The following is a 25,633-nucleotide window of genomic DNA, read 5'->3' as shown; positions in this document are numbered from 1 at the left end:
CTACGCCGACTTTCCGTTGTAATTGGGTAAGGAAATACCCGTGCCAGTCGTTCTAATCTCACTTGTTTTTCTGATTGGATCACAATGGGCAAAGTGGTCATTAGAAGAAACTGAGCTGATGTCAGTTGTTTTTTTAAATGAGTCTGGTAAAATGTTGGTATCATTATTTTTGGGATAGGCAAGCGTGTAACAATTATGCTGCCTATCTTTTTTGAACACACATTGGCTCAATCCTCACCACCTCTGGGTTTCAGGCTGGTTGTCACCCCCCAGGAAATAGACCGAAAAAAAGCCAAAAAGCCTGCCGTAGCAGGGCAGAAAGATTCATCACCAGAAAAGTTATTGCGATGCTTGTTTCAGAAGTATTATCAAGTTTAGCCATCACTCTACCGAGGCTAAATCTTCTTTTAGATTCTCCAAATTTCCATTCAATTAAGTTACGAATTATCTCGTCTGATTGAGCTTGTTTTTTCATTGCTTCGCTCAGATTTTTGGGAGGTATTCCTAGACGGACACCACTCATTCTTATGCCGAGTTCTTTGCACCAAGCTCTATTTTCTTGTGTTCGATATATCCGAACGACATGAATTGATTCAGGGTAAAATCCGGTGAATCGTTTAAATGCTTCTACTTGTATTTTTAAGTCTCCTGATTCGTTGAAATTATCCCAACTAATTCGGTCTAAAAATACGTACCCATTTCGACAACTGGCTGACAGTTTTGCCCCAAGTTGAACGAATTTCCCAGCTTTCCCTCTCACTATAGGGCGGATATGTGGTTGCTTTAAACTTACTATTCTGTCGGGAATACTATGTTCTTTCTTTTCATACATTGACCACTGTTGACGGTAGACTTCTGCAACTACTAACAGCATTCTATAATGAGATTTGGTTAATAACTGTAGAGCGCCCATTCGCTCTATATTATCCAAATTTCTTTGGATGTATTGCAGTTGTTTTTTAATTGATTTTCTTCTTTCTTTTCGTCGTGGCTTTCGCTGTTTTGCTATGGTTAGGTATTCTTTCCTGGCTCGGTTTCGATATGTCCTCGGTTTTTTTTTACGGGTGACTTAATTTGATTGTGCAGAGCATCTATGATTTTTTCAGTATGTTCTCTTGCTTGATTTAATATTCCTAAGTCGGTCGGATATTTAAGGTCGGCTGGCGTACAGGTTGCATCTAATATTAATTTTACTTGATTTTTGGGTTCACTTATTAGTGCTGCTGTGCATGGCTTTTGACTAATTTTAGCTCATAGTCTTACACATTGTTAACGCCGAACGCGAGTCAAAGTCTTTTGAGTTAAGGGTTTTAGGCTTATTCAGCAAGCCCTAGATAGCCCCGTGTCTTTTTGGAAGTTGAATCAGTAGTATTCATTGCTTTCCAAAGATTCTCCGTAGAAGCCCATACAGGCGGATATTTATAACTGGCTACATCTTCAATCAGAAATCGATCGCTTGGCTCGTGATAGGCAGCGAGGGGAGAAATATGCCCGCTTTTACCCTGACCCAAAACAGACCGTTGGTAGTTCACGATTATATAGTCGCCAGAACGGGCAAGGTTAGCTTTAGCTTGGGTACGAAATTGATTAAGTGTTGTCTCCGACGCATAATAGACCTCAACTTTGACGTTGTGACTTCTGAGCAAAGCTGCTAATTCATCAAGAGTCATCCCCGAAAAAGTGACGGCATAAGAAGAACGGATATTCTGGGTTTGACCGTCAAAAAAGGTGTCTTGGGTTAGGGGGCGATATCCCTGTCTTTTGCTGCCGAGTGCATTCAGAACCGTCACACTGCTAGCCACACCACAATAGGCGGGACGCTTTTGAGTTTCAATGTGGGTGCTAAGCGGTTGAAAATCCTGTTTGCTCTTGCTTTGGTTCAATAGCTGTTGTCCTTCGGGTGATTCTAAAGAAACCAAAGTTTTGGGAAGTGGTTGTCGGTTAACAGAAGGTGGCGAGAAGGCTTTCCAGGTAAAAACACTTAAACCTGTGCCGAAGATTAGTAGAATACCCCCTCCAGCTTTTATTAGTCGCCCTCGCCATCGGTGATTCCCAGACTTTTGATTTAAGTCCATATCTTCATCTCTCTCAAGAACAGTAGTCAGAATTTGTAGTTAAATAATTAAACATCACCACCTCTAAACCTTGCCATCTGGTTAGTAGCTCTGGTAACTATCGCCTTTGCTTTGGACATCATTATAGCAAGTCTTTTCATTGTTAAAATATCATTATAATTAAGGAAAAATGTCATTTTTATAAAGCGTTCTGAAAAACTTGGATTCTGTAATATAATTTTGACATCTCTGCCTGGGAGCAAGATTGCATCATGCCACCAATGCCAACAGTCACAGTCAAGTCAGGATACAAGCCACAATCTATCGATACCAGCATTGAGGCGGATGTGCTGATGTTTCAGCTATTGCGACAGTTGATGCCCCAACAAAAAGTACAACGGACTTGCGCTTTCAATCAAGCGGTGCGAAGGTTGGCAATATCTGGAATAAAGAACCAGTATCCCAATGCTACTGAGGCAAAAGTTCGGCAAGAATTTATTAAAAGGTGCTTGGGTGCTGAGTGGATAGAAGTTTTATCAGACAGTAACGATTGGGGTGAACTCGTGATTGCAGATCCGATCGAATTAGCGCAAAAAATAGCCAGCATCTTGCTACCGCTGAATATTCCCTATGTGGTGGGAGGTTCTGTGGCAAGTTCGCTGTTGGGAGAAAACAGATCTACGCAAGATTTGGACTTAGTGATTGACCTGGAAGCGCAAACAGCACAGAGGTTAATTGATGCCATGTCAGGCGAGTTTTACATCAGCGAGTCGGCTGTGACTGAAGCAATTGCCAAGTCAAAAGCAGCACCCCGCGAATCATCGTTCAATGTTATATATTTGCCTTCTATGGAGAAAGCAGACATTTTTGTGATGGGCAGCGATGACCCTTTTTCGGCTTCGGTGATGAGGCGACGCCAACTTTACCCTGTTAGCGGTTTAACAGAGGAGGGAATCTACATCTACTCGCCTGAAGATATCGTCCTGCAAAAACTCAGTTGGTACAAACTAATTCCTGGCGGTTCCCAAAAGCAGTGGAGGGATGTGTTGGGAGTTTTGAAGGTGCAAGGGGAACGACTCGATCTCGCTTACTTGAACCAGTGGGCTGTTACACTCAAACTAACAGATTTACTCTCTGGAGCGTTGCTTCAATCAGGATATTAAGAGTCGGTAATTGAGCATGAAACAAAACAAACAACAGCTTGCTATTGCTAATAAAATCAAAAAATGGATTCAAACCACCCAAGAAGTTGAAAAAACTCGATTTGCCATACCGATAACCAGACTGACGAGTATCAAAAGTCTGTGCGTTGATGAGGTCGCCGCTGAAAAGTTTGGGATCTACATTGCTCGACTGGTGCAGCAACAGATGAAGCGGGCGAATTGTCCCGAACATTTCACGGCTGAAGAATGGGAACAGCAACAACAGTTAGTGGATGAAGCAATCTCACTGATGGACAGTTACTTAGAAAGTCCTAGTTACGAAAGCAGGCAATCTCTCAGAAATTTATTGAGAGACATTGATGGCTTGCAGGGGGATGACTACCGTAATTTTAGGTGGGCAACGGTGCGCTTTGTCCGCAGCGGAGATTTACTCAAGCTAGAGTATGCACTGCGGTGTTTCGTAGAGACAGATTTTCCCTATTGGACTTATAAACTAGCTAGAGAATATGTAGAAGGCTATGGATTGCAATCTGGTTCAGGTATCGTGGCTGAATCAGTACCCAGGTTGTTGGAGGTAGCAGAATTTTGGTGTCAGTATTATTTCGCTCAGAGTTTGAACCAGAAATTTCCCGATGGGGGCGTGAGCTGCGTTCGACCCAACCCGTGAGAATTTTCAGCAGATTGAGGGTTTGTTAAGCCTCCAACCCCTAAGATTGTCAAAACCCGTGTTAGCACTCAGCACCTAATACTTACACCTTCCGCCGTAACAGGGCGGGTGTGCCACTAAAAATCTAGGCGGGGAAACGCTTATTTCCCTATCTAGGACTTGGAAGTGCTACCCGTAGAGTTGATTAAAAATAAAACTCTTATTTTCTATAATTTTTTCTGACGTAAATAATTAAATAAATCTTAAATACTATGAAAGTAAATAAATTCATAGCTAAACTATTTTAATATATTTAGGAGCGAGCTGTATGTTTCAGTATTTTGTAATGATTCCTTCCCTTCTTGAAGAAAAAGACGTAGAAAAAGACGTAAACAAAGAACAAGCCAATTGGTCGATGCAAGTTGCTAAGTATAATTTTAATTTGGGCTTACAAGTAGGGGATGACATTGAGCTGATTCTTCACTACGGTGACGAATGCTTTTCATTTGGAAGTAAGGTTGTGAAGATATTAAAAGTTATAGAAAATGACAAAGAAAGACTTGATGATATTTTCAGAGTTGAGGCTCATGTAGAGATTTCGGACAAAGATGATTTTGTAAAAGTTCGAGAAATTCTTAAGGGGCTGAATTCATCGTCTCGCTCTGGTTTCCATCCAATGGGTTTTTCTAACTAGTGAGGAGGGTAAATAGTAGATGTGTAGTATAGACCCGCTATTATAATGGTTTGACGCCCAAAACCAGAAAACGCTGAAATTTTTAGTATTCAATAAATATAAAGGCGGGCGTTGCTGATTTATGGTATGAAAGACTAAATATGCAAATTCTAGAAACCAGTACCTACAAGGCTTCTGGATTTTCGACTTATTTTTTTCATACCCTGATTAAGCAAGGCCGGGTTTCTTTTTCCCCTACAGTTACGAGATATGGACAAGTTTCAAGAACACGATCCTCGCTGTCGCCGTGAGACAGATGGCCAGTGGTATAGCCAGCCACAAGACATCGCTTTAGCCGACACTCCTGAATTCAGTCAACGCTTCTTCGCTGAAATGTTCAAGGAATTCCCAGCATTGGCGGCAAGCGTCGCTTTCTTGCGATGGTCTGTTTGGCCAGACCACCTCTACGCAGTCTTTAACTTCTCTAGCGGTGGATTTGGCGTGCAGATCGATCGGGGGCTAGAGTACATCATAGTGTGGGGGGCGGGCGAGCATGGGGAGTATGGCGATTGGATGGGCGATCGCGATCGCTTAGCTTCAGCGCTCGATCATGTCCGTACCTTAGTATGGTGGTTTGAGAGTTTGTCTAATGCGGTTGAGTGATGATGAGACAAGTGCTGGCTGGTGAACGATCGTAAATTCCGAAGGCGGTCAGTTTTAGTCTGAACTTTCCCCCGCAAATATTATTTGCATACACTCAGAAGCCTTCGATCGCAAAGATTTTAATTGAAGTACAAGCAGCAGATAGATTTTGCTGCATATCTCCAGCAAAACCATATCCAAGCTAAACTGATAATCGCCCTAATTTTTAGAATTATCTATGGGACAAGAAAGCGCAATATGATATCTGGGGAAATCAAAAGTCAAATAGATAAAATCTGGGATGCCTTCTGGTCCGGTGGTATCTCCAATCCCCTTGAAGTCATCGAGCAGATTACTTATCTGCTGTTTCTGCGTCGTCTCGACGATTTACATACTCTGGAAGAAAACAAAGCTAATCGGCTCAAGCGCCCAATGGAACGCCGGATTTTCCCAGAAGGGGAAGATATCAAAAAACGGTCCTATGAGGATTTGCGTTGGTCGAGGTTCAAGAATTTTGCACCGAAGGAGATGTTTGAGGTCGTCAACGATCATGTTTTCCCTTTCCTGCGGACTTTGGGAGGCGATGGTTCGACTTACGCGCACCACATGAAGGATGCCCGCTTCACAATTCCGACACCGGCGCTGCTTTCTAAAGTGGTGGATTTGCTGGATGGTGTACCGATGGAAGACAGGGACACTAAAGGCGACCTTTATGAATATATGTTGGGCAAGATTGCCTCCGCTGGACAGAACGGACAGTTTCGCACACCGCGCCACGTTATTCAGTTGATGGTGGAACTGACTGCACCCAGCCCAGGCGATGTAATTTGCGATCCAGCTAGTGGGACTTGCGGTTTTCTGGTGGCTGCTAATGAATATCTGCGATCGCATCACCCGGAAATTCTGCGCGATACCAAGATGAAGGAACACTTTCACCATCAGATGTTTCACGGGTTTGATTTTGATAATACCATGCTGCGGATTGGCAGTATGAATATGCTTTTGCATGGTGTAGAAAACCCGGATGTGCGCTATCAGGATTCGCTGGCACAGGAACATTCTAGTGATGCAGAATCTTATAGCCTTGTCCTGGCTAATCCACCCTTTGCTGGTTCGTTGGACTATGAGAACACGGCTAAGGACTTGCAGGCGATCGTCAAGACTAAGAAGACTGAATTACTATTTTTGGCTCTGTTTTTAAGATTGCTGAAACCAGGGGGAAGGGCGGCAGTAATTGTGCCGGATGGGGTGCTTTTTGGTTCTTCTAAGGCTCATAAGGAACTGCGACGCTTGTTGATAGAGGAACAGAAGCTTGATGCTGTGATATCTCTGCCTGGTGGTGTATTTAAGCCTTATGCGGGTGTTTCTACTGCGATTTTACTATTTACTAAAACTAACTCTGGTGGAACTGATTTTGTTTGGTTCTACAATGTGAATGCTGACGGGTTGAGTTTGGACGATAAAAGAACGCCTTTGCTTTCTGAAGATAAATTAGGTGCTGTACCGATTGCCCCACTAACAGTAGAGGAACATACTAAAAATAATCTACCGGATGTGTTGGCTCATTGGCAACTGCGGAATACTACAGAACGAGAGCGACCGCGCACGGCTCAGAGTTTCTGTGTACCAAAGGCTGATATTGCGACTCAGGGTTATGACCTCAGTCTGAATCGTTACAAGGAAGTGGTGCATGAAGAGGTGGAATATCGCGCACCCAAAGACATCCTCGCTAATTTGGCAAAGTTAGAGGTTGAGATTCAGCAGGGGATGAAGGATTTGGAGGGGATGATGGGATGAAAACACTATGTTTGCCAATAAGCGCATTCTGCAAAACAGGTAGTGGGACAACTCCATCCCGAAATAAATATGAGCGCTATTTTAATGGCAGTATTCCTTGGGTAAAGTCTGGTGAGCTACGTGAATCAATTATTACCGAAACAGAGGAAAGGGTAACTGAAGAAGCCTTAGCAGAAACATCATTGAAAATTGCACCAAAGGGATCTGTTCTTGTAGCAATGTACGGAGCCAATGTTGGTCGAGTTGGGATACTAGGTATTAATGCCACAACAAATCAGGCTGTTTGCTATCTTATTCCAGAAAAAGAAAAAGCTGATTCGAGATATGTTTTTCATGCCTTGCAACAAAAGCTGCCTGAATTCATATCAAGAAGTGTTGGAGGAGCGCAACCCAACATTAGCCAACAAATAATTCGTGCAACAAAAATCCTCCTACCTCCCTTAGAAGAACAGAAGCGGATTGCAGAAATACTCGATCGCGCGGAAGAACTCAGGTCTAAACGTCGGGAGGCGATCGCAGAACTCGACACCCTCACCCAAGCCATCTTCCTAGAAATGTTCGGCAATCCAGTTACGAATCCAAAAGGCTGGCAGATAAAAATATGCAAAAGTATTTGTAGCCGGATTACAGTGGGAATTGTGGTACAGCCAGCATCTTATTATCAAGAATATGGGGTTCCTGCTTTACGATCTCAAAACATCAAGGAAAACTCAATCTCTACAGATAATTTAGTTTTTTTCTCTCAAACTGATAATGAAACTAAGTTGGCTAAAACAAGAGTAAAAGCAGGAGATGTAGTGCTTGTTAGAACTGGACAACCTGGGACTGCTGCCGTCATTCCTGAAGAACTTGATGGAGTTAATGCAATTGATCTTTTGATTACTACACCTTGTAAGGATGTTGTTGACTCTGTATATCTATGTTCTTTTTTCAATTCTGCGTGGGGAAAGAAATTGGTTTCATCCTCTCAAGTGGGACAGATTCAGAAACATCTCAATGTTGGCATCTTAAATAATGCTCAAATTATTTGTCCCCCTCTTCCTCTGCAACAAGAATTTGCCCGCCGCGCCGAAACTGTAGAAAAACTCAAAGCAGCACACCGCGCCTCACTATCCGAACTCAATGCGCTCTTTGCCTCCCTCCAACATCGTGCATTCCGAGGAGAATTATGACATGAACGCCATGCTAACCGAATTTACCCTCGCCAACTTCAAAAGTTACAGTACAAGCCGATTACCCCTTGGATCGCTAACCGTACTAATCGGAGCCAATGCCGCAGGCAAAAGTAACGCCCTTGAAGGTTTGCGCTTTCTGTCATGGCTAGCACAAGGGCAAAAACTCTCCAGCATTCAATATGCGGTGAATAGTGCAGAGCGCGTTGTACGCGGTCGAGTAAATGACTTGTGCCATCGGGGAGAGTCAAATTTTACCATTGGTTGCCGTTTAGACTATCCAGATTGGAACCAACTCGATATAACCCTGAATGTGCGTGACGGAGAACTGCACATCAGTAGTGAGCGAATCGTTGGCTCGACAAGTCAAGTCCCGCTATATGACCTAGATCAGCCTTCTCAAGGAGTAGGGACTGATGTTGGTGTGGCATATAACAACTTTACAAGGGGGAAGAACAAGCCACGAGTAACGTGCAGCGATCAGATGGCTATATTCGTACAATTAGACACCCCTGCCCATTTTGATGCAAAGTATCCCAAATCCCAAAAGATAATTCCTGAAACCGTCCGCGAATATCAACGAGTTTTAAAGAATATCCTGTTTCTAGATCCCGTTCCCGCCAGAATGCGGGAGTACAGCTTCAAATCTGATAAGCGATTACAAGAAGATGGTACTAATCTTTCCAGCGTCCTCTATCGCCTGTGGGAGAACCAAGCCGGAAATCAACAGGCAATTCTCAACTTTATCCAGAGTCTACCAGAGCAAGCTATAGATGGGCTAGATTTCCTTTTCGGTCCGCGGGATGAAGTGATGGTACAACTAGCAGAAACCTTTGGCAATACCCGCCGTTATTGTGAGGCTGCATTATTATCCGATGGCACTTTACGGGTGTTGGCGATCGCGGCTGCTATGCTATCGGCTACCGAAGGCAGTTTAGTTGTCATCGAGGAAATCGACAATGGCGTTCATCCCAACCGCGCCAAGCATTTACTCGCCAGCATCCGAGATATTGCCGAGCGACGTAAACTACGAGTGCTGCTTTCTACTCACAATCCCGCGTTAATGGATGCCTTACCCGATGCTGCCCTGGGTGATGTAGTGTTTTGTTACCGCAATCCAGAGGAAGGAGATAGCCGCCTGATACGGCTTGGGGAGATGTACGATTTTCCTAGTCTGATATCTCAGGGGCCGCTCGGTCAACTGGTAACTGCTGGGGTAGTCGATCGATTCGTCAAATCGCCGCACACCCCTGAAGAGAGAAAACAGCAAGCTATGGCATGGCTGTCTCGTTTGCAGGAGTACGGCAATGAGTAGTATCTGCCTAATAGATACCAGCATATTCCTCGAAATACTCAACGTTCCCAACTATAATCAGCATAGAGAATCAGTTCTCGAAGATTTTAGAACCTATTCTCTAGCTGGCTGTACTTTTCTGTTGCCAATGGCAACCATACTCGAAACAGGCAACCACATCGCCCAAAACGGGGACGGCACACTACGAAGGAAAACCGCCATACGTTTTGTTGAACAAGTTAAAGCAGCCTTCGCAGGCATAGCTCCCTGGAGGCCTACTCCATTCCCGAGTACAGCAGAGATACTGGAGTGGATTGACCAGTTTCCTGATGAAGCTGGTAAAAACAAAGCTCCTAATAAACAAGAAGGAACAAGTTTCGGCGATCTCAGCATCATTCAGGAATTTCATAAGTCCTGTAATATCTTCTCAATGAGTGAAGTTTTTATCTGGTCACTAGACAAGGATTTAGAGAACTATCACCAAATGCCTACATAAATATATGACCCAGTTTGCTTTCCTCCAAGCTGAATTCCCTACCATTTATGAATCCGCCAAGAAAGCAGTCGATGCAGTACATCCCGACCCTCGTACTGCCTGTTTTTATGCCCGTCGAACTTTGGAATTAACCGTAAATTGGTTATATAAATACGATAATTCCCTAGAACTGCCTTATCAAGATAATCTAAGCGCCTTGATTCACGAACCTACTTTTAAAAACTTAGTAGGTGAAGCAATATTTAACAAAGCAAGAGTCATTATCAAACTAGGAAATCCGGCAGTCCACAGCCCCAGACCTATCTCTGTTAATGATGCTATAAATGCTGTACGGGAGTTGTTTCATGTTACATATTGGTTAGCCCACACCTATGGACGCAGCAAACCAAATGCGGGGCTTACCTTCAACTCTGACGCATTGCCCAAGACTGCACCAGTTCCTAAGCAAACCATTGAACAACTTCAGAAACTAGAAACTCAACTACGAGATCGCGATGAAAAGCTCTCAACAGTTCTAGCCGACAAAAATGCACTTGATGAAGAACTGAAACAACTACGGGAAGAATTGGCAGCAGTCAAGAAAGCCAGTGTCACCCAACCCGATACCCACGACTATTCTGAGGCACAAACCCGCGACATCTTCATAGACCTTTTGTTAAAAGAAGCCGGGTGGAACTTAGATCAACAACGCGATCGGGAGTTTCCTGTTACAGGGATGCCCAATTCATCAGGTCAAGGTTTTGTTGATTACGTCCTCTGGGGCGATGATGGTAAACCTCTGGCAGTCGTAGAAGCTAAGCGTACCCGAAACGACCCCCGCATCGGGCAACAACAAGCTAAGCTATATGCCGATTGCCTAGAAAACCAATTTAATCAGCGTCCAGTTATTCTCTACTCTAACGGTTACGAGCATTGGCTGTGGGATGATACTAATTACCCACCGCGACAGGTGCAAGGATTTTATAAAAAAACTGAATTACAATTACTTATACAGCGCCGAGCTACCCGTAAATCTTTAGCAGCAGGCACAATTAACCCCACCATTGCCGAACGCTATTATCAAACTCGTGCCATCCGTCACATTACCGAAGCCTTAGAGACTGATAAAGACCGCAAAGCCCTGATAGTTATGGCGACAGGTGCAGGGAAAACCAGAACCGCGATCGCCTTAGTCGATCTGCTGATGCGTTGTAACTGGGCTAAACGGGTTCTATTTCTAGCAGATCGTGTAGCTTTGGTAAATCAGGCAATCAATGTATTTAAGAAACATCTCCCCGATGCCGCGCCAGTAAACTTAGTCACAGAAAAAGATACTGAAGGACGGGTATTTGCTTGCACCTATCCCACCATGATGGGATTAATTAATGATACCCGTGACGGTCAGCGTCGTTTTGGCGTCGGGCATTTTGACCTAATTATTATTGATGAAGCTCACCGATCGGTTTTTCAGAAATACCTCACAATTTTCAACTACTTTGATTCTGTCCTGCTAGGGCTAACCGCTACACCAAAGGATGAAATTGACCGCAACACTTACGGGCTCTTTGACTTAGAAAATGGCGTACCTACCGATGCTTACTCGCTTGAAGATGCCGTAAAGGATGGTTATCTAGTCCCGCTTAAAGCAGTATCAGTGCCGCTTAAGTTTCAGCGACAAGGCATTAATTATGGTGAACTCTCTGAATCCGAAAGAGAAGAATGGGATGCGCTTGAATGGGATGACGAAGGCAATGCCCCTGAGCGCGTAGAAGCAGAAGCAGTCAACAAGTGGTTATTCAATAAAGATACCGTGGATAAGGTGCTAGAGCATCTGATGACTAGGGGGTTAAAGGTTGCTGGGGGCGATCGTCTCGGCAAAACCATTATTTTCGCTAAAAATCAAGATCATGCAGAATTTATTGCTGAGCGGTTCAACGTCAACTACCCCCACTTTAAAGGTGAGTTTGCCCGCGTCATTACCTTCAAAACCTCCTATGCTCAAAGTCTGATTGATAACTTTTCCCAAAAAGATAAAGAACCTCATATCGCAATCTCAGTGGATATGCTCGACACAGGGATTGACGTGCCAGAGGTAGTTAATCTCGTGCTGTTCAAAATTGTTCGCTCCAAAACTAAGTTCTGGCAGATGATAGGACGAGGTACGAGGCTATGTCCTGACCTATTTGGACTGGGGCAAGATAAAGAATTTTTTTACCTGTTTGATTATTGCCAAAATTTAGAGTTTTTTCAACAAAACTCAGCGACTGTTAATGCACCAATAACTAAATCATTGGGTCAGCAATTGTTTACCGCTCGATTAGAATTAATCGGAGAGCTAGATAAAAGAATACCTGAAAATCAACAAATTAATCAAGCAGAACTGAGCAAGCTTCAAGAGTATCAAGCTGCCTCTAAAGAACCCAAGACTGATGCAGAATTGCGCCAGGAACTAGCCAATTTGCTCAATACCGAAGTGGCGGCTATGAATCCTGAAAACTTCATAGTGCGACCTAAACAACGATTTGTAGAGAAATATGCTAATTCCGCAGCATGGGCGTCGCTATCGATCGATGATTTTCTTGAGCTTAGTCAAGAAGTAGCTGGCTTGCCTTCCCAATTGGAAACAGAAACCGAAGAAATAAAAAGATTTGATGTTCTGATGCTGAAGTTACAATTAGCAATCCTGCGCTCTGACTCTACGTTTAAGCGTTTACAAGAACAGGTGAAGTCACTTGCAGGACTGTTAGAGGAGAAATCTGCCATTCCCTTCGTGCAAGAACAGTTATCGCTGATTCATGAGGTACAAACCGATGAGTGGTGGCAAGATGTGACATTGCCAATGCTGGAGGTGTTACGCAAACGTCTACGGGGGTTAATCAAGCTGATTGAGAAACAAAAACGCCAACCTATTTACACCGATTTTGAGGATGTAATGGGGGATGAGATAATAGTAGAGTTGCCTGGTTTTACAGCATTAGATAACTTTGAGAAGTTCCGTGCTAAAACAAGGGCTTTTTTGCGATCGCATCAAGATCATGTGGTCATCTTTAAGCTGCGAACTAACAAACAGCTCACTCCATCCGATCTATCTGAGTTAGAGAAGATATTGCTAGAAAACAAATTAGGCGTAGAGGAGGATATAGACCGTGCAAAAGAAGAGTCGCATGGGTTAGGCTTATTCGTCCGTTCCTTAGTCGGCCTCGATCGAGAGGTAGCCAAGCAGGAACTAGCGAAGTTTATAGCTGGTAAAAATCTTAACTCCAATCAGATTGAATTTGTGAGTATGATTGTGGATTATTTAACCGAACATGGCGCAATGGATGCAGCAATCCTCTATGAATCCCCGTTTACCGACATTACGCCACAGGGGCCAGACGGATTATTTACCTCGACTCAGGTAGATGAATTATTTTCTATTCTTGAAGAAGTTTCTACACGGGCTGCTGCATAAGGCACAGCAGTAAAACCTGGGGCGTTACAAATAATCTGGGTTGAAGCCTAATTATAGTTACAGTAAAACCTGGCTTTTTGTGCTGACGAATGCGGAGAGTGGCATTTTCCCCTGCCCTTGGCACCGCAATACGCCACCATCAAGAACAAGAATTAGAAGCGCTGAGCAACACAGTTTTACATATGGCACTGCTCAATACATCGAAGGCAGATATTCATAGAATGTTTCTAAATTGGCTAAATGAATTTACAAGCTGGCATTTGATATTGCTCAGATATTTGCACGAAGGCTGGGGGGGTAACAACCAGCCTGAAATCCATACCTTTGTAAGGATTGAGCCAATCCGCTGCTCAAAAAAGATAGGCAGCATAATGGTTACACGCTTGCCTATCTCAAAAATAATGATACCAACATTCTACCTCATTCATTAAAAAAAACAACTAAGTTAAGCTCAATTTAAACTGATTGAAATCTTGCTAGCATTGATACAATCAGAAAAACAAGTGAGATTAGAACGGCTCTCGCGGGTATTTCCCTATCCAATTACAACAGAAAGTCGGCGTAGAAAACTACAAAGGTTTCTCGATTTGCCTCACTTAACTATCTCACTAATTTGGTTCCCATTAATTACTTATTGGTTGATTACTTATTGCCGTGCTGGTCAAACTTTATCAATTGCAATCGACCGCAGTCAATGGGGGCGCATTAATCTTTTTATGGTTAGCCTGATCTGGGAGCGAAGAGCAATTCCATTATACTGGTCACTGTTGCCCAAATTGGGAAACAAAAACGGAGAGTCACAAACAACCAATTTACAGCAAGTTTTACCATTATTTTCAGAATATAAAGTCATCGTTTTAGGAGACCGTGAATTTTGTTCGGTCGATTTGGGAAACTGGCTGAGGGAAAAGGGTGTATCTTTTTGTTTAAGATTGAAAAAGAATCATTGTGTCGAAACGGAACATTTAGTTTGGCAACGGTTAGATGAATTAGGGATAGTACTAGGAACCTCTTTATATTTTCAAGGTAAAAGAGTGAGGAAAACACGGGCATCTAACCGGATTTTATCTTGCTTGTAAGTGGAAAAGGAACTACGGGGGATGGAAGGTTGAAGAATCGTGGTTTATACTCACAGATTTAGGGTCATTGCTGGCAGCTATCAATGCTTATAAGCAGCGGATGGGTATTGAAGAAATGTTCCGAGACTGTAAAACAGGAGGCTACGATCTTGAAGGAACCAGCTTAAAAGGAGACCGACTTATTAACATGATTTTGCTCATGACACTTGCGTACACTTCAGCAATATTTCAAGGCACTGAACTGAAAAACATCAGGTAAAAAAATATGTAGCTCGTCGCCAAGAACCTAAAAAAAGATATCGGAGACGGAGTACATTTGGTGTTGGTTTAGATAGAGAAAAGTGGGTCAATTATCTCGAACAATATTCTGACGAGGTAGAAGAGTAAACGCAAGTTGACTCCCAACAAACGCAGCTTTTATCAACAAGGTATGCGGACCACAACCCTTATACAGTCTATCTCGTAAACCTCTTTGCTACCCCCCTGATTGGCGTGATGATTATGCACATAAAATGATTGAGCATGAAGCATTAAGCATTCCTGAATATTGGATTGTAGATTATTTGGGCTTAGGGGGTAGCCGTTATATTGGTTATCCCAAACAGCAGACTTTATCGGTTTATCAGTTAGTAGATGGTGAGTATCAAATTAAGCTGTTTCGGGGAGATGAAAGAATTGAATCAGCGGTGTTTCCAGAGTTAAATTTGACCGCTAAGCAAATTTTTAACGGTGGATAAGTGCTGAGGCGATCGCATAGCTCAGTTGGTTAGAGCACTACAATGCCATTGTAGGAGGGGTCAGCGGTGCGAGTCCATTTCTTTCCATACCTAAAACCCGCCCACAAAGCGGTTTTTGTTGTTTCTATCACCAAACTGATAGATTTGGCATTCTCAATTAGGAATGACAGAATATGTCTAGGCTAGAGATTTAGTATAGTTGCCACGTTTCGTCGAGGCTGTTGCTGAGTAGTTGCGTAGTTTGCAGGAGTTCGGTGTTAAAGAAACGCTAGCCCGATTCTCGTCGGCACCATCCCCATTCGTGAACAAAGCGCAAGCAAGCAGAACAAGAAAGAGAACCACTGTGAGAACGCGATCGCCTTGCACGATCCCAAGCAGAAGCCACTAACCGGATTAAAGACGAATTTTTAGCGGTGCTCTGGCATGAGGTGCGATCGCCCCTGTGCTTAAATACTGAATGACTTAGGTTTGGGGCGTATTATATCTTGAGTCCGTAACAATAGCTGGCATAATAGGTAAATAGGCAGGACTAACCGCAATGAATGTAGAACGTACACACTCCTTGAACGATCGAGAAGAGCTTACTGTAAATTTTCCTCAAGAGCTATGTACGGACTGCCAAGCACTGGAAGCACGACGATTTGCGGTGATAGTCGAGCACATGGCTGAGGCTTTTATTTCTATTAATTCAGAGTGGCACTGCACCTATGTCAACCATAAAGCAGAGGAGCTTTTAAAGAGGAAGCGACAACACCTGATAGGCAAGAATATATGGACTGTATTTTCGGTCGATCTTACCTCTGAGCTATATAAGTATTGTCATCGAGCAATCGCAACGCAAACTGCGATCGAGTTTGAAGAACATTACCCCTCACTCAACAAATGGTTGAGAATTCGCCTCATCAAGAGTGAAGATGGGTTACTTATTTACTTCCAAGACACTACTGAAACATCTCAACTCGATCGACAATTAAAAGCCGAAATCGCCAATTCGCAGCAGGTGGAAGCCACCCTTCAGAAAGAACAAGAGTTTTTGAAGGCCATCCTCAACAACGTTCAAGCTGGCATTGTGGCTTGCGATGCCGATGGCATATTGACGGTATTTAACCAAGCAGCTAAAGATTTTCATGGATTACCTCAGCAGCCAGTTCCATCGGCTCAATGGGCTGAGTATTATAGCTTGTATTTGCCCGACGGCAAAACACCCATGAATACACAGGATATTCCCCTGTTCCAGGCATTGCAAGGACAGAACGTTCGTGATCTGGAAATGATGATTGTTCCGCACCAGGGAACGGCGCGAATGCTGTTAGTAACTGGACAGGCTATTATAGCTCCAAACGGCGAAAAACAGGGTGCAGTTGTTGTGATGCACGACATTACACAACGCAAGCAGGCAGAAACTGCTCTGCGTGAGGGTGAAGCGCAATTATCCAGCATCTTCCAAACTATTCCTGATGGTATCACTATTCTAGATTCTACCGGGGAGATTATAGCTGCCAATAGGGCTGCAGAAAGGATTTTAAGATTGACTTGCAGGGACTGTGTGGAGCGAGGGTATAACGCTCCATCCTGGTTCATTACAACCGTGGAGGGTCATCCTTTCCCAGAAGATGAACTGCCGTTTGCGCGGGTGATGCAGACAGGTGAGCCTGTTTATGGTATTGAACAGGCTATTAGCCATGCTGATGGAACTCGCACGATTCTCTCGATCAATGCTTCCCCTTTGTTTGACGCAGAGGGGCAAATTATCAATATCATTGCTGCTTTCAGCGACATTACTGAACGCAAGCAAACCGAAGACGAACGAGTACAGCTTGTTCAAGAACAGGCAGCCCGTGCTGTAGCAGAGAATTCTCAACAACAATCAGCATTTTTAGCCCAAGTGAGTGCTGTCCTTTCCTCTTCACTAGAGTATGAACAAACTCTCCAAAGCGTTGCAAAGCTGGCAGTTCCTTATTTTGCAGATTGGTGTAGTGTTGATCTGCTGAATGACGATCGCACAATTGGTCGGGTTGCAGTTGCTCATTCAGATCCCGAAAAAGTGAAGTTTGGCTGGGAGTTGGCTCAACGCTTTCCCAGACATCTCGATGATGCGTATGGCATTGCTAAAGTCATGCAAACAGGACAGATTGAAATTGGGATTGAGATTACAGATGAACAGTTAGTTGCCACAGTGCCGAATGCTGAATACCTGGAAATCTTACGTGGAGTTGGGTTAAAGTCCTGCATCATTGCACCGCTACAGGCACGCGGGCGCGTGTTGGGTAGCATTACCTTTGTGTTTACTGAATCCGATCGCCGCTATCGCCTAGAAGACATTGCCCTGGCTGAAGATTTGGCTCAGCGAGCAGCGATCGCCATTGATAATGCTCGTCTATATAATGAAACACAACAAGCGAAATTAGCCGCCGACCTCGCTGCTAACCGGACGGCTCGACTGCTGGCGGTGATGACGGCTTTGTCTGAATCGCTAACCTCGGCTCAAGTGGCTCAAGTGATTATTGAACAGGGAATGTCCGCACTCGGAGCAAGTTCTGGTTTGGTTGCCGTATTAAACCAGGATGCGAGCGAACTGGAGATTATTCAAGCGATCGGGTATGAACATATAGGAGAATTTCAGCGCAGTTTTTCAATTCATGCACCCTATCCTCTGGCAGAAGCTGTGCGAAGTGGGCAACCTGTTTGGGTAGAAACTATTGAAAACCGAATTGCCCGTTATCCTAATTTAGCTGAAGCATATGCCAAGGCTGGTTCAGAAGCCTGGATTTCCGTGCCCTTGTTGATTGAAGGACAAGCCGTTGGTGGGCTCTCGCTCGGTTTTTCGACCGTTCCCCAGCTCTCCGAGAGCGATCGGGCTTTCGTTTTGGCATTGGCACAGCAGTCGGCGCAGTCGATCGACCGGGCACGGCTCTACGAGTCAGAATCGCAAGCACGGACACAAGCAGAAGCAGCTAACCGAATTAAAGATGAGTTCTTAGCTGTCTTGTCGCACGAATTGCGAACTCCGTTGAATCCAATTTTGGGTTGGACTCGGCTGCTGCGAAGGGGAACCCTGGATTCTAGCAAGACGGCGGTAGCTCTCGAAACGATTGAACGCAATACCCAGTTGCAAGTTCAACTGATTGAGGATTTGCTGGATATTTCTCGGATTCTGCAAGGGAAGCTGAGTTTGAACTCTACTCCTATTAATTTGAAAACAACTCTTAAAGCCGCGATCGAAACAGTTAGTTTAGCCGCGGAAGCGAAGAACATTCAAATTCAAACTCAGCTAGAACAAAATGTGGGCGATGTGTTAGGAGATGCTACCCGATTGCAACAGGTTGTCTGGAATTTGCTCACGAATGCCATTAAGTTCACCCCAACTGGAGGTAGAGTTGAAGTTGAGCTAAAAACGATTGATTCCTATGCTCAAATTCAAGTCAGGGATACAGGGAAAGGGATTAAGCCTGAATTTATTCCCTATGTATTTGACACATTTAGACAAGCCGATAGCAGTATTACCAGAACCTTTGGTGGGTTAGGGCTGGGATTAGCGATCGTGCGTCACGTCGTTGAGCTACATGGTGGAATTGTCAAAGCCGAAAGTTGTGGAGAAGGACAGGGAGCAACATTTACTGTCACACTTCCCTTATTAGCCAGAAGCAATGACGTAAACAGCGATCGCAACGATAATCTATCACTCAAAGCTCACACTTCACCCTTGGCTAGATTATGTATCCTGGCCGTCGATGACGAAGTAGACAATTTAGAGTTAGTTCAATGTATTTTGGAGCAAGCGGGAGCCACAGTAATCTCTGTATCTTCAGCAAAAGATGCGCTACAAAAGCTCAATGAATTGAAGCCAGATGTTTTGATTGCTGATATTGGGATGCCACAAATTGATGGCTATATGTTGATTAGTCAAGTCAGGCAACTATCCACACAGGAGGGAGGAGAGATTCCCGCGATCGCCCTCACAGCGTATGCAGGTGAGGCAAATCAACAGCAAGCACTAGCAGCCGGATTTCAAAGGCATCTTCCCAAGCCTGTTGAGCCTGAAACGTTAGTGGAGACAATTGAGAAATTGCTTCATCAAATCGAGTAATATTAATTTCACTTGCACCATCAGTGATTGATATAATTCATCTGCATTAATCTGTGTTTATCTAGTCCTACATCCCCAAATCATATCAAATCCGATCGCCAGTCCATCTCAGGACACGGCACGGCGCCGTGTCCTTAGCCGTAACTTATCGGCGACAGCCTTCGGCGATCGCCTTCAACACCGCTAGCCGCACTTCTGGATGAGATTTCTCAAGCCCGTTCGCCCGAAAAACCCAGTGTCCGCCGCCCGCGTGCTCGATCGCAATTTTCTGTCCGTCAGGCAAAACTATTTGCCACCAATTCAACACACTGGCTTTAATAAGGTGGCACTGAATTTCGTTCAGTTGAGCCTCCATTAATTTCAGTTGACGCATGATTGGATTTTGGGCAGATGACTTCATGATTTTTCTCATTAAATGAATTCGACTGTTTCTCGGCTTGGATTTCAGTTTGCCGATTTTTGAACTTAACTTCACCTTCCGAAGTTTTTGCCTTAACTTCCCTTTCCGAAGTTTTCGCCTTCACTTCCCTTTTACCACCTTTAGGCTCAACTTTGACTCCAAAACCTTTAGACTTAACTTTTCCTGGGGGAGAAGTTGAAGTCTGTTCCGTGGCTGGCTTCTTAAACTCCGCGTCTAATTGGTCTAAAATCTCCTCTTGTTCGGGAGTATGTTCCGCTGGCTGCTCTAAATTGCTGGGATTGTATTCGCCAACCAACCTTGCCAAAAATTCCGAAATTGACAGTCCGGCTGCGGCTGCTTTTTTCGTTAAAAGGGCGTAGGTGTCGGTTTTTATGCGAATTTGTTTGAGCCGAAGGTTGGGATTGTTGTCAACGGTTTCGGCAATAGTTACTGCGGTAATTCTTTCTTTTGGTATGACATCGACAACTTCTTGCCACTTTTCCTGTAAACGACAGTCGCCATATTGGTCGGTAATTGCGTGTTTGAACAAAGGGACAACTTGAGCAACGCAGCTAGGCAAAATCTCAAATCCTGCTTTAATTAAGCGCAGGCAAATACTCGCAGCTTTGATAATTTGTGTGCAGTAAAAATACTGCCTGCCTAATGCTTGTTCGCAGTAACTTTTAAAAGTTTTGAACTTGTCTTTGTACAATCGCAGCTTTCGGATGGCGTCCAGCATGATTCCTTGACGCACGTAGTCTAGGAATCCCCTTTTAATTTCGCCTGTCAGGTAGTCTAAATCGTGAAAGGGAGATTGATTCTGGATTTCTTCTTCAAAGTCTAGCAGCGGGCCTGCAAAGTGAAAGTTGGAGGCGACATCGCCTAGGTAGAAGTTGTCAATTGATGGGGGCATGATCTGGAATGGTTCGAGAAATGGCACGATAGCACGGAAGTTGTGCGATCGCAAAGTTGAAGTTTTGGTCTGGATCTTTGATACAATTTTGAGTTGGGTTGTCCTGTGAGGTCGATCGACCTTTTACATAGCACCTCCTTCTCGGGGTTGAGGGGAAGGGGCTTAAGGTATGCGCCCAACCCCCAAAAATACGCTTGGGTATGCAGGCATAATTGATAGACACAACAAATAAGGCGGTTCTTCAAACCTGCATTTTTACCTTGGAGGCTCGTTGAGCGGCCTTTGTTTTGCCTACCAACATGAAGTTTACGTCTTATTCACACCTTTGTCAAGACGTTTACATCATGAATATTTCGTCCTATGATAGAAGAAGATTTACAAGAAAAGGAGAAGTCTCCATTGAGACTACTCAGAGAACAAGCTGGACTAACACGCCCTCAAGTCAAAGAAAAAATCGGAATTTCCGAGCGAAGACAAGCTGACTGGGAATTAGGCAAGGCTCTACCTAATGCTGAAAACATACTTGCTATGGCTAACCTGTACCAGGTTTCTCTAAAAACTATGTTTGAGGTTTTAGGATTAGACGTAACCAAAATTCCCGATGACTTACCAAGTCGTGAGCCCTCGCCGAACGACAACTAACCTGCAGGGGTTCGGAAATGTCTAGGGAAAGGCGCTTGAGTCATCCACCCAAGCCCGGAAAATACTAAGGCTATAACTAAAAACTCAAGAAGCCCGATCGACCTTTCATCGCTCAATCCGTAATTTTCCCTCTCAGAGCTTTAATCTGCCCTCGCTTGGTTTTGCTGTCGAGACGCTTGCGCTGGGAACTACGAGTCGCTTTGCTGGGTTTGCGCCTTTTCGGTATGACGATCGCACTTTTAATCAGTTCTTGCAGCCGTCTCAAAGCCTCCTCCCGGTTTTGTTCCTGGCTGCGGTGTTCCTGGGCTTTGATGACAATCACACCTTCGGAGGTGATGCGCTGGTCGTTGATTTGCAACAAACGCTGCTTGTAGCGATCGGGCAATGAGGAAGCTGGGATATCAAAGCGCAAGTGAATCGCACTCGCCACCTTATTTACATTTTGCCCCCCCGCGCCTTGAGAGCGAATCGCACTAATCTCGATTTCGCCATCAGCGATGAACACAGTATTAGAAATTTGTAACATGATGAATAAGTGAGATTAAAGATACTGGGAAAGCAGTGCATCTTTTATATATAACTTAATTTGGGAGATCAGTTATTTACTACAATTCTTAGCTGTCAGGATGAATTCGATGAGTCTTTTTCTATCCCATAACTCTACGTCGTTAGATTCAGCAAGGTTGTAAGCATTTTCTGTAAATCTGTTGTTGGTGATTACTATGCCTTTATTGCCTTTGTAATGTCTGACGGCTCCTGCTACTTCTTGAACTGCTTTAATACCAACTGGATTTTTGCTTCTTTTCGCTTGAACCACAGTTTTTGAGCCATCTTTATATAAAATTAAATCCGCCCCATAATCTTGACTATCTTGAGTTAACTTAACACTATAACCAAAGTTTATAAAATAAAGATATAGAAAATTTTCAAACTCTTTTCCCGTCATTTCATCTACTTCCAGAATACCACTGTCTAATAAACGTTTTCTTGACTCTTCTTCTTTCAATGTATCCAATACCGATGTTGCAATCACACCGAAAACGGCAGCGACTTTTACTATAAAAGGTTTCATAAAATTACATAGATTACTACAAACGACGCGATCGCTCTTTAACGACGAATATATTAAAACTATCTCAAAAACAAACGTCAAAACAGCAACACCAGAATAATTAGTAAGGTGCGCCGAAACGCACCCTACAAAAACTAATTAATCGGTAGTACCAGTTTGCAGCGACTCTTTAGCAGTCTGCGTCCACTCTGAGTGGAAGAATTCACCGCGCGGTTTGTCGGTGCGTTCGTAGGTGTGAGCCCCGAAGTAATCCCGCTGAGCTTGCGTGAGGTTTTGTGGCAATCTTTCGCGCCGGTAGCTATCAAAATAGTCGAGCGAGGCGCTAAAGGCTGGCACTGCAATCCCCAGTTGGCAAGCAGTAGCTAACACGTCCCGCCAAGCTGACTGGCGATCGAGAATGCTCTGTTTGAACTCCGGCGCTAACAGTAAATTCGGCAACGTGGGGTCGTCCTTGAAAGCTGTTTTAATCTTGTCCAAAAATCCAGCCCGAATAATACAGCCACCCTTCCAAATTCGGGAAATTTCGCTCAAACTCAAGTCATAGTTGTACGACTTCGAGGCCGCGCTCAAAAGTGCCATGCCTTGCGCGTAGGAGCAAATCTTCGAGCAGTAAAGCGCATCCCGAACTTTGTTCACAAACTCTTTAGTATCGCCTTCGTACTTGCCGCTAGGCCCCGTAAGTTCTTGGGAAGCTTTGATGCGCTCGTCTTTGTAAGAAGACATGATTCTCGCATTCACAGCCGCGATAATTGTGGGAATGCTCACGCCCAATTCTAAAGCACTCATAACAGTCCAGCGGCCGGTACCTTTTTGACCGGCTGCGTCCATAATTACCTCAACTAAGGGTTGCTTAGTTTCCGGATCAATGTACTTGAAAATATTAGCCGTAATTTCTATCAAAAACGAGTTGAGCTCGTCTGTGGTATTCCATTCGGCAAAAACTTCCTGCAACTGCTGGCCGTTCAATCCACCAACGTTTTTGAGCAAATCGTAGGCTTCAGCAATGAGCTGCATATCACCGTACTCAATGCCGTTGTGAACCATCTTCACGTAGTGGCCTGCGCCACCAGGGCCGATGAATGTGACGCAGGGGCCGTCATCTACTTGAGCGGCAATTTTGGTGAGAATTGGCTCTAGTAGGCCGTAAGCAGTGCGGGTGCCACCGGGCATCAAGCTAGCACCATTCAGCGCGCCTTCTTCGCCGCCGCTGATGCCCATGCCGACAAATCCCAGTCCCATCGATTCTAAATCTTTGGTGCGGCGTTCGGTGTCGTCGTAGAGCGAGTTGCCACCGTCAATAATCATGTCGCCCGGTGACAGCATGGGTTTGAGCTGGTCGATGACCGCATCTACGGGTTTCCCAGCTTGCACCATAACTAAGATTCGGCGTGGGGTTTCTAGGGCATCGACGAATTCTGTCAGAGTCTTGGCGGCTACAATGTTCTTGCCGGGGGCGCGTTGGGCCATGAAGTCGTCGGTTTTGGCTGCTGTGCGGTTGTACACAGCCACGGAGAAGCCTCTGCTTTCGACGTTCAGCGCTAGGTTTTCGCCCATCACTGCTAGACCGATTAAACCAAAATTTTGCTTTGTCATGCTAATAACCCGCTGGTTGTTCCCGCTTGATGATAGGTTTGCGAGAGAGGAAAGCGAGGCGGGGTGTACCGCTTTCCGGTGGACTAAAAGTATTGGACAATAGACCTAGGAGGTTTAGGTTTATTTTTATATTCTCAGAATTGCTGTTTGGTAAATCAGTAGGGTTTTTTTAAGATTTAAGGGATATTAATGACGCGGGCAGGTGATGATAAGGCAGGTATTATGTCGATCGCAGTAACGGTAGATACAAACAAGCGGACATTTTAAGGACAATTGAGGAGACTGTTGTAACTATGGAAGATTTGCAGTATCTCGCGGCCTGGGTGAAGGAGCAACACGCTCGCGAGTATATTTTGACTTGGCTGCTGAGTCAACAGGGGCTGTGGTGGTCTGATGGGGATATTTATCAGGCCGTTTTGCAAAAGTCTGGAAAGCTTTTGAAAGCTTATGTTCAAAAAAGGCAAGCGGGAGAGTTATTTGAGGGAATTTCTGAGAAGTTGGGAGGAGATGAGAATTGGGATGATTTGGCAGGGAGTTTGGCGCGGATTGTTGCGGTTTATCAAGAGGAATTATCGCATTTGCAAGAGCGCGATCGCAAGGGGGATGGGGTAAAAAAAAATTTGATTAGCCAACCGTTGACTGGAGATCCTTTGCCGCTTTTGGAGGTGCAGCAAGCTTTGCCTGATCCTTATGCGGATACCTTGACAGGGAGATAATTGCTCATCATTTTTGTGGATGGAGGCTCATCTCAGAAACCGGGTTTCTTCCCTTATTTCTCGTACTCAACCCAAATTGTCGCAGAAACCCGGTTTCTCGCCACTTGGCCGACAGTTCTGGAGCTAGATTCAAGGATTGAGAATAGGTGTAAGATCTAGAAGAAATCCGGGAAGTACATCTTCACCCGAAAGTGTAGGCGGTTGGTCAAAAGAGAAATTGATTACTTCTGCTATATCTTCAGACAAGCGATAGATTTCTACTAAAGGCGTTTGGGGGTCAATTAGCCAACCTAAGCGACAGCCGTTAGTTCGATAATACCGCATTTTAGCCCGCAATGTTTCTAGGGAATCAGTTTGGGAACGCAATTCTATTACAAAGTCTGGGCACAGGGGAGGAAATTTGCGCTTATCTTCTGCGGATAATGCTTCCCAACGTTCTAGGAGTACCCAAGCAGCATCAGGGGAACGCTTCGCACCGTTGGGTAATTGAAAGACAGTGGAAGAGTCAAAGACTTTTCCCAATCGAGTCTGACGATTCCACAAATTTAGGTCTGTAGTCAAATCGGAATTTCTGATGCCGCTTTCGCCGCCTGTTGGAGGCATAATAATTAGTTCTCCTTCGGGGGTTTGTTCTAATCGCCACTCTTCATTAGCGATGGACAATTGATAAAATTGTTCGTCGGTTAAAGCGACGGCGGCAGGTAGGTTGAGAGTTATAGTTTCCATTGTTGATATTATCGCCAACTAGGTTGGTTTTATTATAGCTCGCACTTTATGAAATTTTTCTCAAAAAGATCGCACGCTCAGAAACCGGGTTTCTTTCGATATTTCTCGTACTCAGTTGAAAATTGTCGCAGAAACTCGGTTTCTCGCCACCTAACGAGAGAAATTAGATCGCAAATCCGCGATAATTGATCACAATCACCCGCGCCCAATTCCCCATGCTAACCCACAAGTCCGCCGGGGGTTGAAAACCCCCGTCTCATAGCAAAAGTCCTCTCAAAGAGGACTGAAAGACACATTTTTG

At 44.4% G+C, this 25,633-nt stretch carries 21 protein-coding genes, 1 tRNA gene and 2 pseudogenes; 16 read left to right on the top strand and 8 right to left on the bottom strand.

From position 1 onward, the window contains the following. Nucleotides 1–262 precede the first annotated feature (262 nt). Nucleotides 263–1,212: pseudogene (locus QUA24_RS06595) on the bottom strand (IS5 family transposase); the annotation flags it as partial. A gap of 104 nt (nt 1,213–1,316) precedes the next feature. Then, nucleotides 1,317–2,075, bottom strand: coding sequence for a phytochelatin synthase family protein (locus tag QUA24_RS06590; protein ID WP_333228210.1), 759 nt, complete (start codon nt 2,073–2,075; stop codon nt 1,317–1,319). 251 nt (nt 2,076–2,326) lie between these two features. Between QUA24_RS06590 and QUA24_RS06585 the strand changes: the two genes are divergently transcribed. The 14 genes and pseudogenes from QUA24_RS06585 to QUA24_RS06520 all read left to right on the top strand — a co-directional run bounded on the left by QUA24_RS06585 (nt 2,327) and on the right by QUA24_RS06520 (nt 19,270). Then, complete coding sequence (locus tag QUA24_RS06585; RefSeq protein ID WP_333228208.1) at nt 2,327–3,217, top strand: hypothetical protein; 891 nt, start codon at nt 2,327–2,329, stop codon at nt 3,215–3,217. Nucleotides 3,218–3,233: 16 nt separating this feature from the next. Further along, a complete protein-coding gene (locus tag QUA24_RS06580) occupies nt 3,234–3,884 on the top strand; it encodes a hypothetical protein (RefSeq protein ID WP_333228206.1) in 651 nt (216 codons plus the stop codon). 307 nt (nt 3,885–4,191) lie between these two features. Beyond that, a complete protein-coding gene (locus QUA24_RS06575) occupies nt 4,192–4,557 on the top strand; it encodes a hypothetical protein (RefSeq protein WP_333228204.1) in 366 nt (121 codons plus the stop codon). A gap of 249 nt (nt 4,558–4,806) precedes the next feature. Continuing rightward, nucleotides 4,807–5,199 (top strand): hypothetical protein, encoded by a 393-nt coding sequence (locus tag QUA24_RS06570; RefSeq protein WP_333228203.1) that lies wholly within the window; start codon nt 4,807–4,809, stop codon nt 5,197–5,199. 237 nt (nt 5,200–5,436) lie between these two features. Continuing rightward, complete coding sequence (locus QUA24_RS06565; RefSeq protein ID WP_333228201.1) at nt 5,437–6,975, top strand: class I SAM-dependent DNA methyltransferase; 1,539 nt, start codon at nt 5,437–5,439, stop codon at nt 6,973–6,975. Continuing rightward, a complete protein-coding gene (locus tag QUA24_RS06560) occupies nt 6,972–8,147 on the top strand; it encodes a restriction endonuclease subunit S (protein ID WP_333228199.1) in 1,176 nt (391 codons plus the stop codon). The genes QUA24_RS06565 and QUA24_RS06560 overlap by 4 nt, the downstream gene beginning before the upstream one ends. A 1-nt stretch (nt 8,148) precedes the next feature. Next, nucleotides 8,149–9,462, top strand: a complete 1,314-nt coding sequence (locus QUA24_RS06555) for an AAA family ATPase (RefSeq protein ID WP_333228197.1) — start codon at nt 8,149–8,151, stop codon at nt 9,460–9,462. After that, nucleotides 9,455–9,937, top strand: coding sequence for a hypothetical protein (locus QUA24_RS06550; protein ID WP_333228196.1), 483 nt, complete (start codon nt 9,455–9,457; stop codon nt 9,935–9,937). Before QUA24_RS06555 ends, QUA24_RS06550 begins: the two co-directional genes overlap by 8 nt. Before the next feature lie 4 nt (nt 9,938–9,941). After that, on the top strand, nt 9,942–13,367 hold the full coding sequence (locus tag QUA24_RS06545) for a DEAD/DEAH box helicase family protein (RefSeq protein WP_333228194.1): 3,426 nt from the start codon (nt 9,942–9,944) through the stop codon (nt 13,365–13,367). 98 nt (nt 13,368–13,465) lie between these two features. Next, on the top strand, nt 13,466–13,798 hold the full coding sequence (locus tag QUA24_RS06540) for a hypothetical protein (RefSeq protein ID WP_333228192.1): 333 nt from the start codon (nt 13,466–13,468) through the stop codon (nt 13,796–13,798). 72 nt (nt 13,799–13,870) lie between these two features. Further along, entirely contained in the window at nt 13,871–14,446 is a 576-nt protein-coding gene (locus QUA24_RS06535; RefSeq protein ID WP_333228190.1) for a transposase, read from the top strand. A 485-nt stretch (nt 14,447–14,931) separates the two neighbouring features. Further along, a pseudogene (locus tag QUA24_RS06530) lies at nt 14,932–15,183 on the top strand (Uma2 family endonuclease); the annotation flags it as partial. A gap of 16 nt (nt 15,184–15,199) precedes the next feature. Further along, nucleotides 15,200–15,270, top strand: a tRNA-Gly gene (locus QUA24_RS06525). A 451-nt stretch (nt 15,271–15,721) separates the two neighbouring features. Beyond that, entirely contained in the window at nt 15,722–19,270 is a 3,549-nt protein-coding gene (locus tag QUA24_RS06520) for a PAS domain S-box protein (RefSeq protein WP_333228188.1), read from the top strand. 145 nt (nt 19,271–19,415) lie between these two features. Here QUA24_RS06520 and QUA24_RS06515 read toward each other — a convergent pair whose 3' ends face one another. Beyond that, nucleotides 19,416–19,577, bottom strand: coding sequence for a hypothetical protein (locus QUA24_RS06515; protein WP_333228186.1), 162 nt, complete (start codon nt 19,575–19,577; stop codon nt 19,416–19,418). 7 nt (nt 19,578–19,584) lie between these two features. Beyond that, nucleotides 19,585–20,583: a hypothetical protein gene (locus QUA24_RS06510; protein WP_333228184.1), complete on the bottom strand. Its 999-nt coding sequence runs from the start codon at nt 20,581–20,583 to the stop codon at nt 19,585–19,587. Between the two features lie 360 nt (nt 20,584–20,943). On the opposite strand from QUA24_RS06510, the gene QUA24_RS06505 reads away from it, so the two are divergent. Then, the gene (locus QUA24_RS06505) at nt 20,944–21,225 is read left to right on the top strand and encodes a helix-turn-helix transcriptional regulator (protein WP_333228182.1); all 282 of its coding nucleotides are present in this window, start codon (nt 20,944–20,946) and stop codon (nt 21,223–21,225) included. A gap of 112 nt (nt 21,226–21,337) precedes the next feature. On the opposite strand, the gene arfB is transcribed toward QUA24_RS06505, so the two are convergent. The 3 genes from arfB to gnd form a co-directional block, all read right to left on the bottom strand. Next, complete coding sequence (arfB, locus tag QUA24_RS06500) at nt 21,338–21,751, bottom strand: alternative ribosome rescue aminoacyl-tRNA hydrolase ArfB (RefSeq protein WP_333228180.1); 414 nt, start codon at nt 21,749–21,751, stop codon at nt 21,338–21,340. Between the two features lie 72 nt (nt 21,752–21,823). Next, the gene (locus QUA24_RS06495) at nt 21,824–22,297 is read right to left on the bottom strand and encodes a restriction endonuclease (RefSeq protein ID WP_333228178.1); all 474 of its coding nucleotides are present in this window, start codon (nt 22,295–22,297) and stop codon (nt 21,824–21,826) included. A gap of 138 nt (nt 22,298–22,435) precedes the next feature. After that, the gene (gene gnd / locus QUA24_RS06490) at nt 22,436–23,890 is read right to left on the bottom strand and encodes a decarboxylating NADP(+)-dependent phosphogluconate dehydrogenase (RefSeq protein WP_333212561.1); all 1,455 of its coding nucleotides are present in this window, start codon (nt 23,888–23,890) and stop codon (nt 22,436–22,438) included. 293 nt (nt 23,891–24,183) lie between these two features. Between gnd and QUA24_RS06485 the strand changes: the two genes are divergently transcribed. Further along, nucleotides 24,184–24,606 carry a hypothetical protein gene (locus QUA24_RS06485; protein WP_333228176.1) on the top strand — a complete coding sequence of 141 codons (423 nt, stop codon included), beginning with the start codon at nt 24,184–24,186 and terminating at the stop codon, nt 24,604–24,606. Nucleotides 24,607–24,735: 129 nt separating this feature from the next. Here QUA24_RS06485 and QUA24_RS06480 read toward each other — a convergent pair whose 3' ends face one another. After that, the gene (locus QUA24_RS06480) at nt 24,736–25,332 is read right to left on the bottom strand and encodes a Uma2 family endonuclease (RefSeq protein ID WP_333228174.1); all 597 of its coding nucleotides are present in this window, start codon (nt 25,330–25,332) and stop codon (nt 24,736–24,738) included. Nucleotides 25,333–25,633 lie beyond the last annotated feature (301 nt).

This window comes from Microcoleus sp. Pol12B5 (assembly GCF_036701335.1).
Taxonomy (GTDB): Bacteria; Cyanobacteriota; Cyanobacteriia; order Cyanobacteriales; family Microcoleaceae; genus Microcoleus.
This window is presented reverse-complemented; position numbering and strand designations above follow the sequence as displayed.

What these genes read in the sequence shown, in the direction of transcription:
- QUA24_RS06590 (WP_333228210.1), bottom strand. Translation starts at nt 2,075, where the DNA reads ATGGACTTAAATCAAAAGTCTGGGAATCACCGATGGCGAGGGCGACTA.
- QUA24_RS06585 (WP_333228208.1), top strand. Translation starts at nt 2,327, where the DNA reads ATGCCACCAATGCCAACAGTCACAGTCAAGTCAGGATACAAGCCACAA.
- QUA24_RS06580 (WP_333228206.1), top strand. Translation starts at nt 3,234, where the DNA reads ATGAAACAAAACAAACAACAGCTTGCTATTGCTAATAAAATCAAAAAA.
- QUA24_RS06575 (WP_333228204.1), top strand. Translation starts at nt 4,192, where the DNA reads ATGTTTCAGTATTTTGTAATGATTCCTTCCCTTCTTGAAGAAAAAGAC.
- QUA24_RS06570 (WP_333228203.1), top strand. Translation starts at nt 4,807, where the DNA reads ATGGACAAGTTTCAAGAACACGATCCTCGCTGTCGCCGTGAGACAGAT.
- QUA24_RS06565 (WP_333228201.1), top strand. Translation starts at nt 5,437, where the DNA reads ATGATATCTGGGGAAATCAAAAGTCAAATAGATAAAATCTGGGATGCC.
- QUA24_RS06560 (WP_333228199.1), top strand. Translation starts at nt 6,972, where the DNA reads ATGAAAACACTATGTTTGCCAATAAGCGCATTCTGCAAAACAGGTAGT.
- QUA24_RS06555 (WP_333228197.1), top strand. Translation starts at nt 8,149, where the DNA reads ATGAACGCCATGCTAACCGAATTTACCCTCGCCAACTTCAAAAGTTAC.
- QUA24_RS06550 (WP_333228196.1), top strand. Translation starts at nt 9,455, where the DNA reads ATGAGTAGTATCTGCCTAATAGATACCAGCATATTCCTCGAAATACTC.
- QUA24_RS06545 (WP_333228194.1), top strand. Translation starts at nt 9,942, where the DNA reads ATGACCCAGTTTGCTTTCCTCCAAGCTGAATTCCCTACCATTTATGAA.
- QUA24_RS06520 (WP_333228188.1), top strand. Translation starts at nt 15,722, where the DNA reads ATGAATGTAGAACGTACACACTCCTTGAACGATCGAGAAGAGCTTACT.
- QUA24_RS06510 (WP_333228184.1), bottom strand. Translation starts at nt 20,583, where the DNA reads ATGCCCCCATCAATTGACAACTTCTACCTAGGCGATGTCGCCTCCAAC.
- QUA24_RS06505 (WP_333228182.1), top strand. Translation starts at nt 20,944, where the DNA reads ATGATAGAAGAAGATTTACAAGAAAAGGAGAAGTCTCCATTGAGACTA.
- arfB (WP_333228180.1), bottom strand. Translation starts at nt 21,751, where the DNA reads ATGTTACAAATTTCTAATACTGTGTTCATCGCTGATGGCGAAATCGAG.
- QUA24_RS06495 (WP_333228178.1), bottom strand. Translation starts at nt 22,297, where the DNA reads ATGAAACCTTTTATAGTAAAAGTCGCTGCCGTTTTCGGTGTGATTGCA.
- gnd (WP_333212561.1), bottom strand. Translation starts at nt 23,890, where the DNA reads ATGACAAAGCAAAATTTTGGTTTAATCGGTCTAGCAGTGATGGGCGAA.
- QUA24_RS06485 (WP_333228176.1), top strand. Translation starts at nt 24,184, where the DNA reads ATGGAAGATTTGCAGTATCTCGCGGCCTGGGTGAAGGAGCAACACGCT.
- QUA24_RS06480 (WP_333228174.1), bottom strand. Translation starts at nt 25,332, where the DNA reads ATGGAAACTATAACTCTCAACCTACCTGCCGCCGTCGCTTTAACCGAC.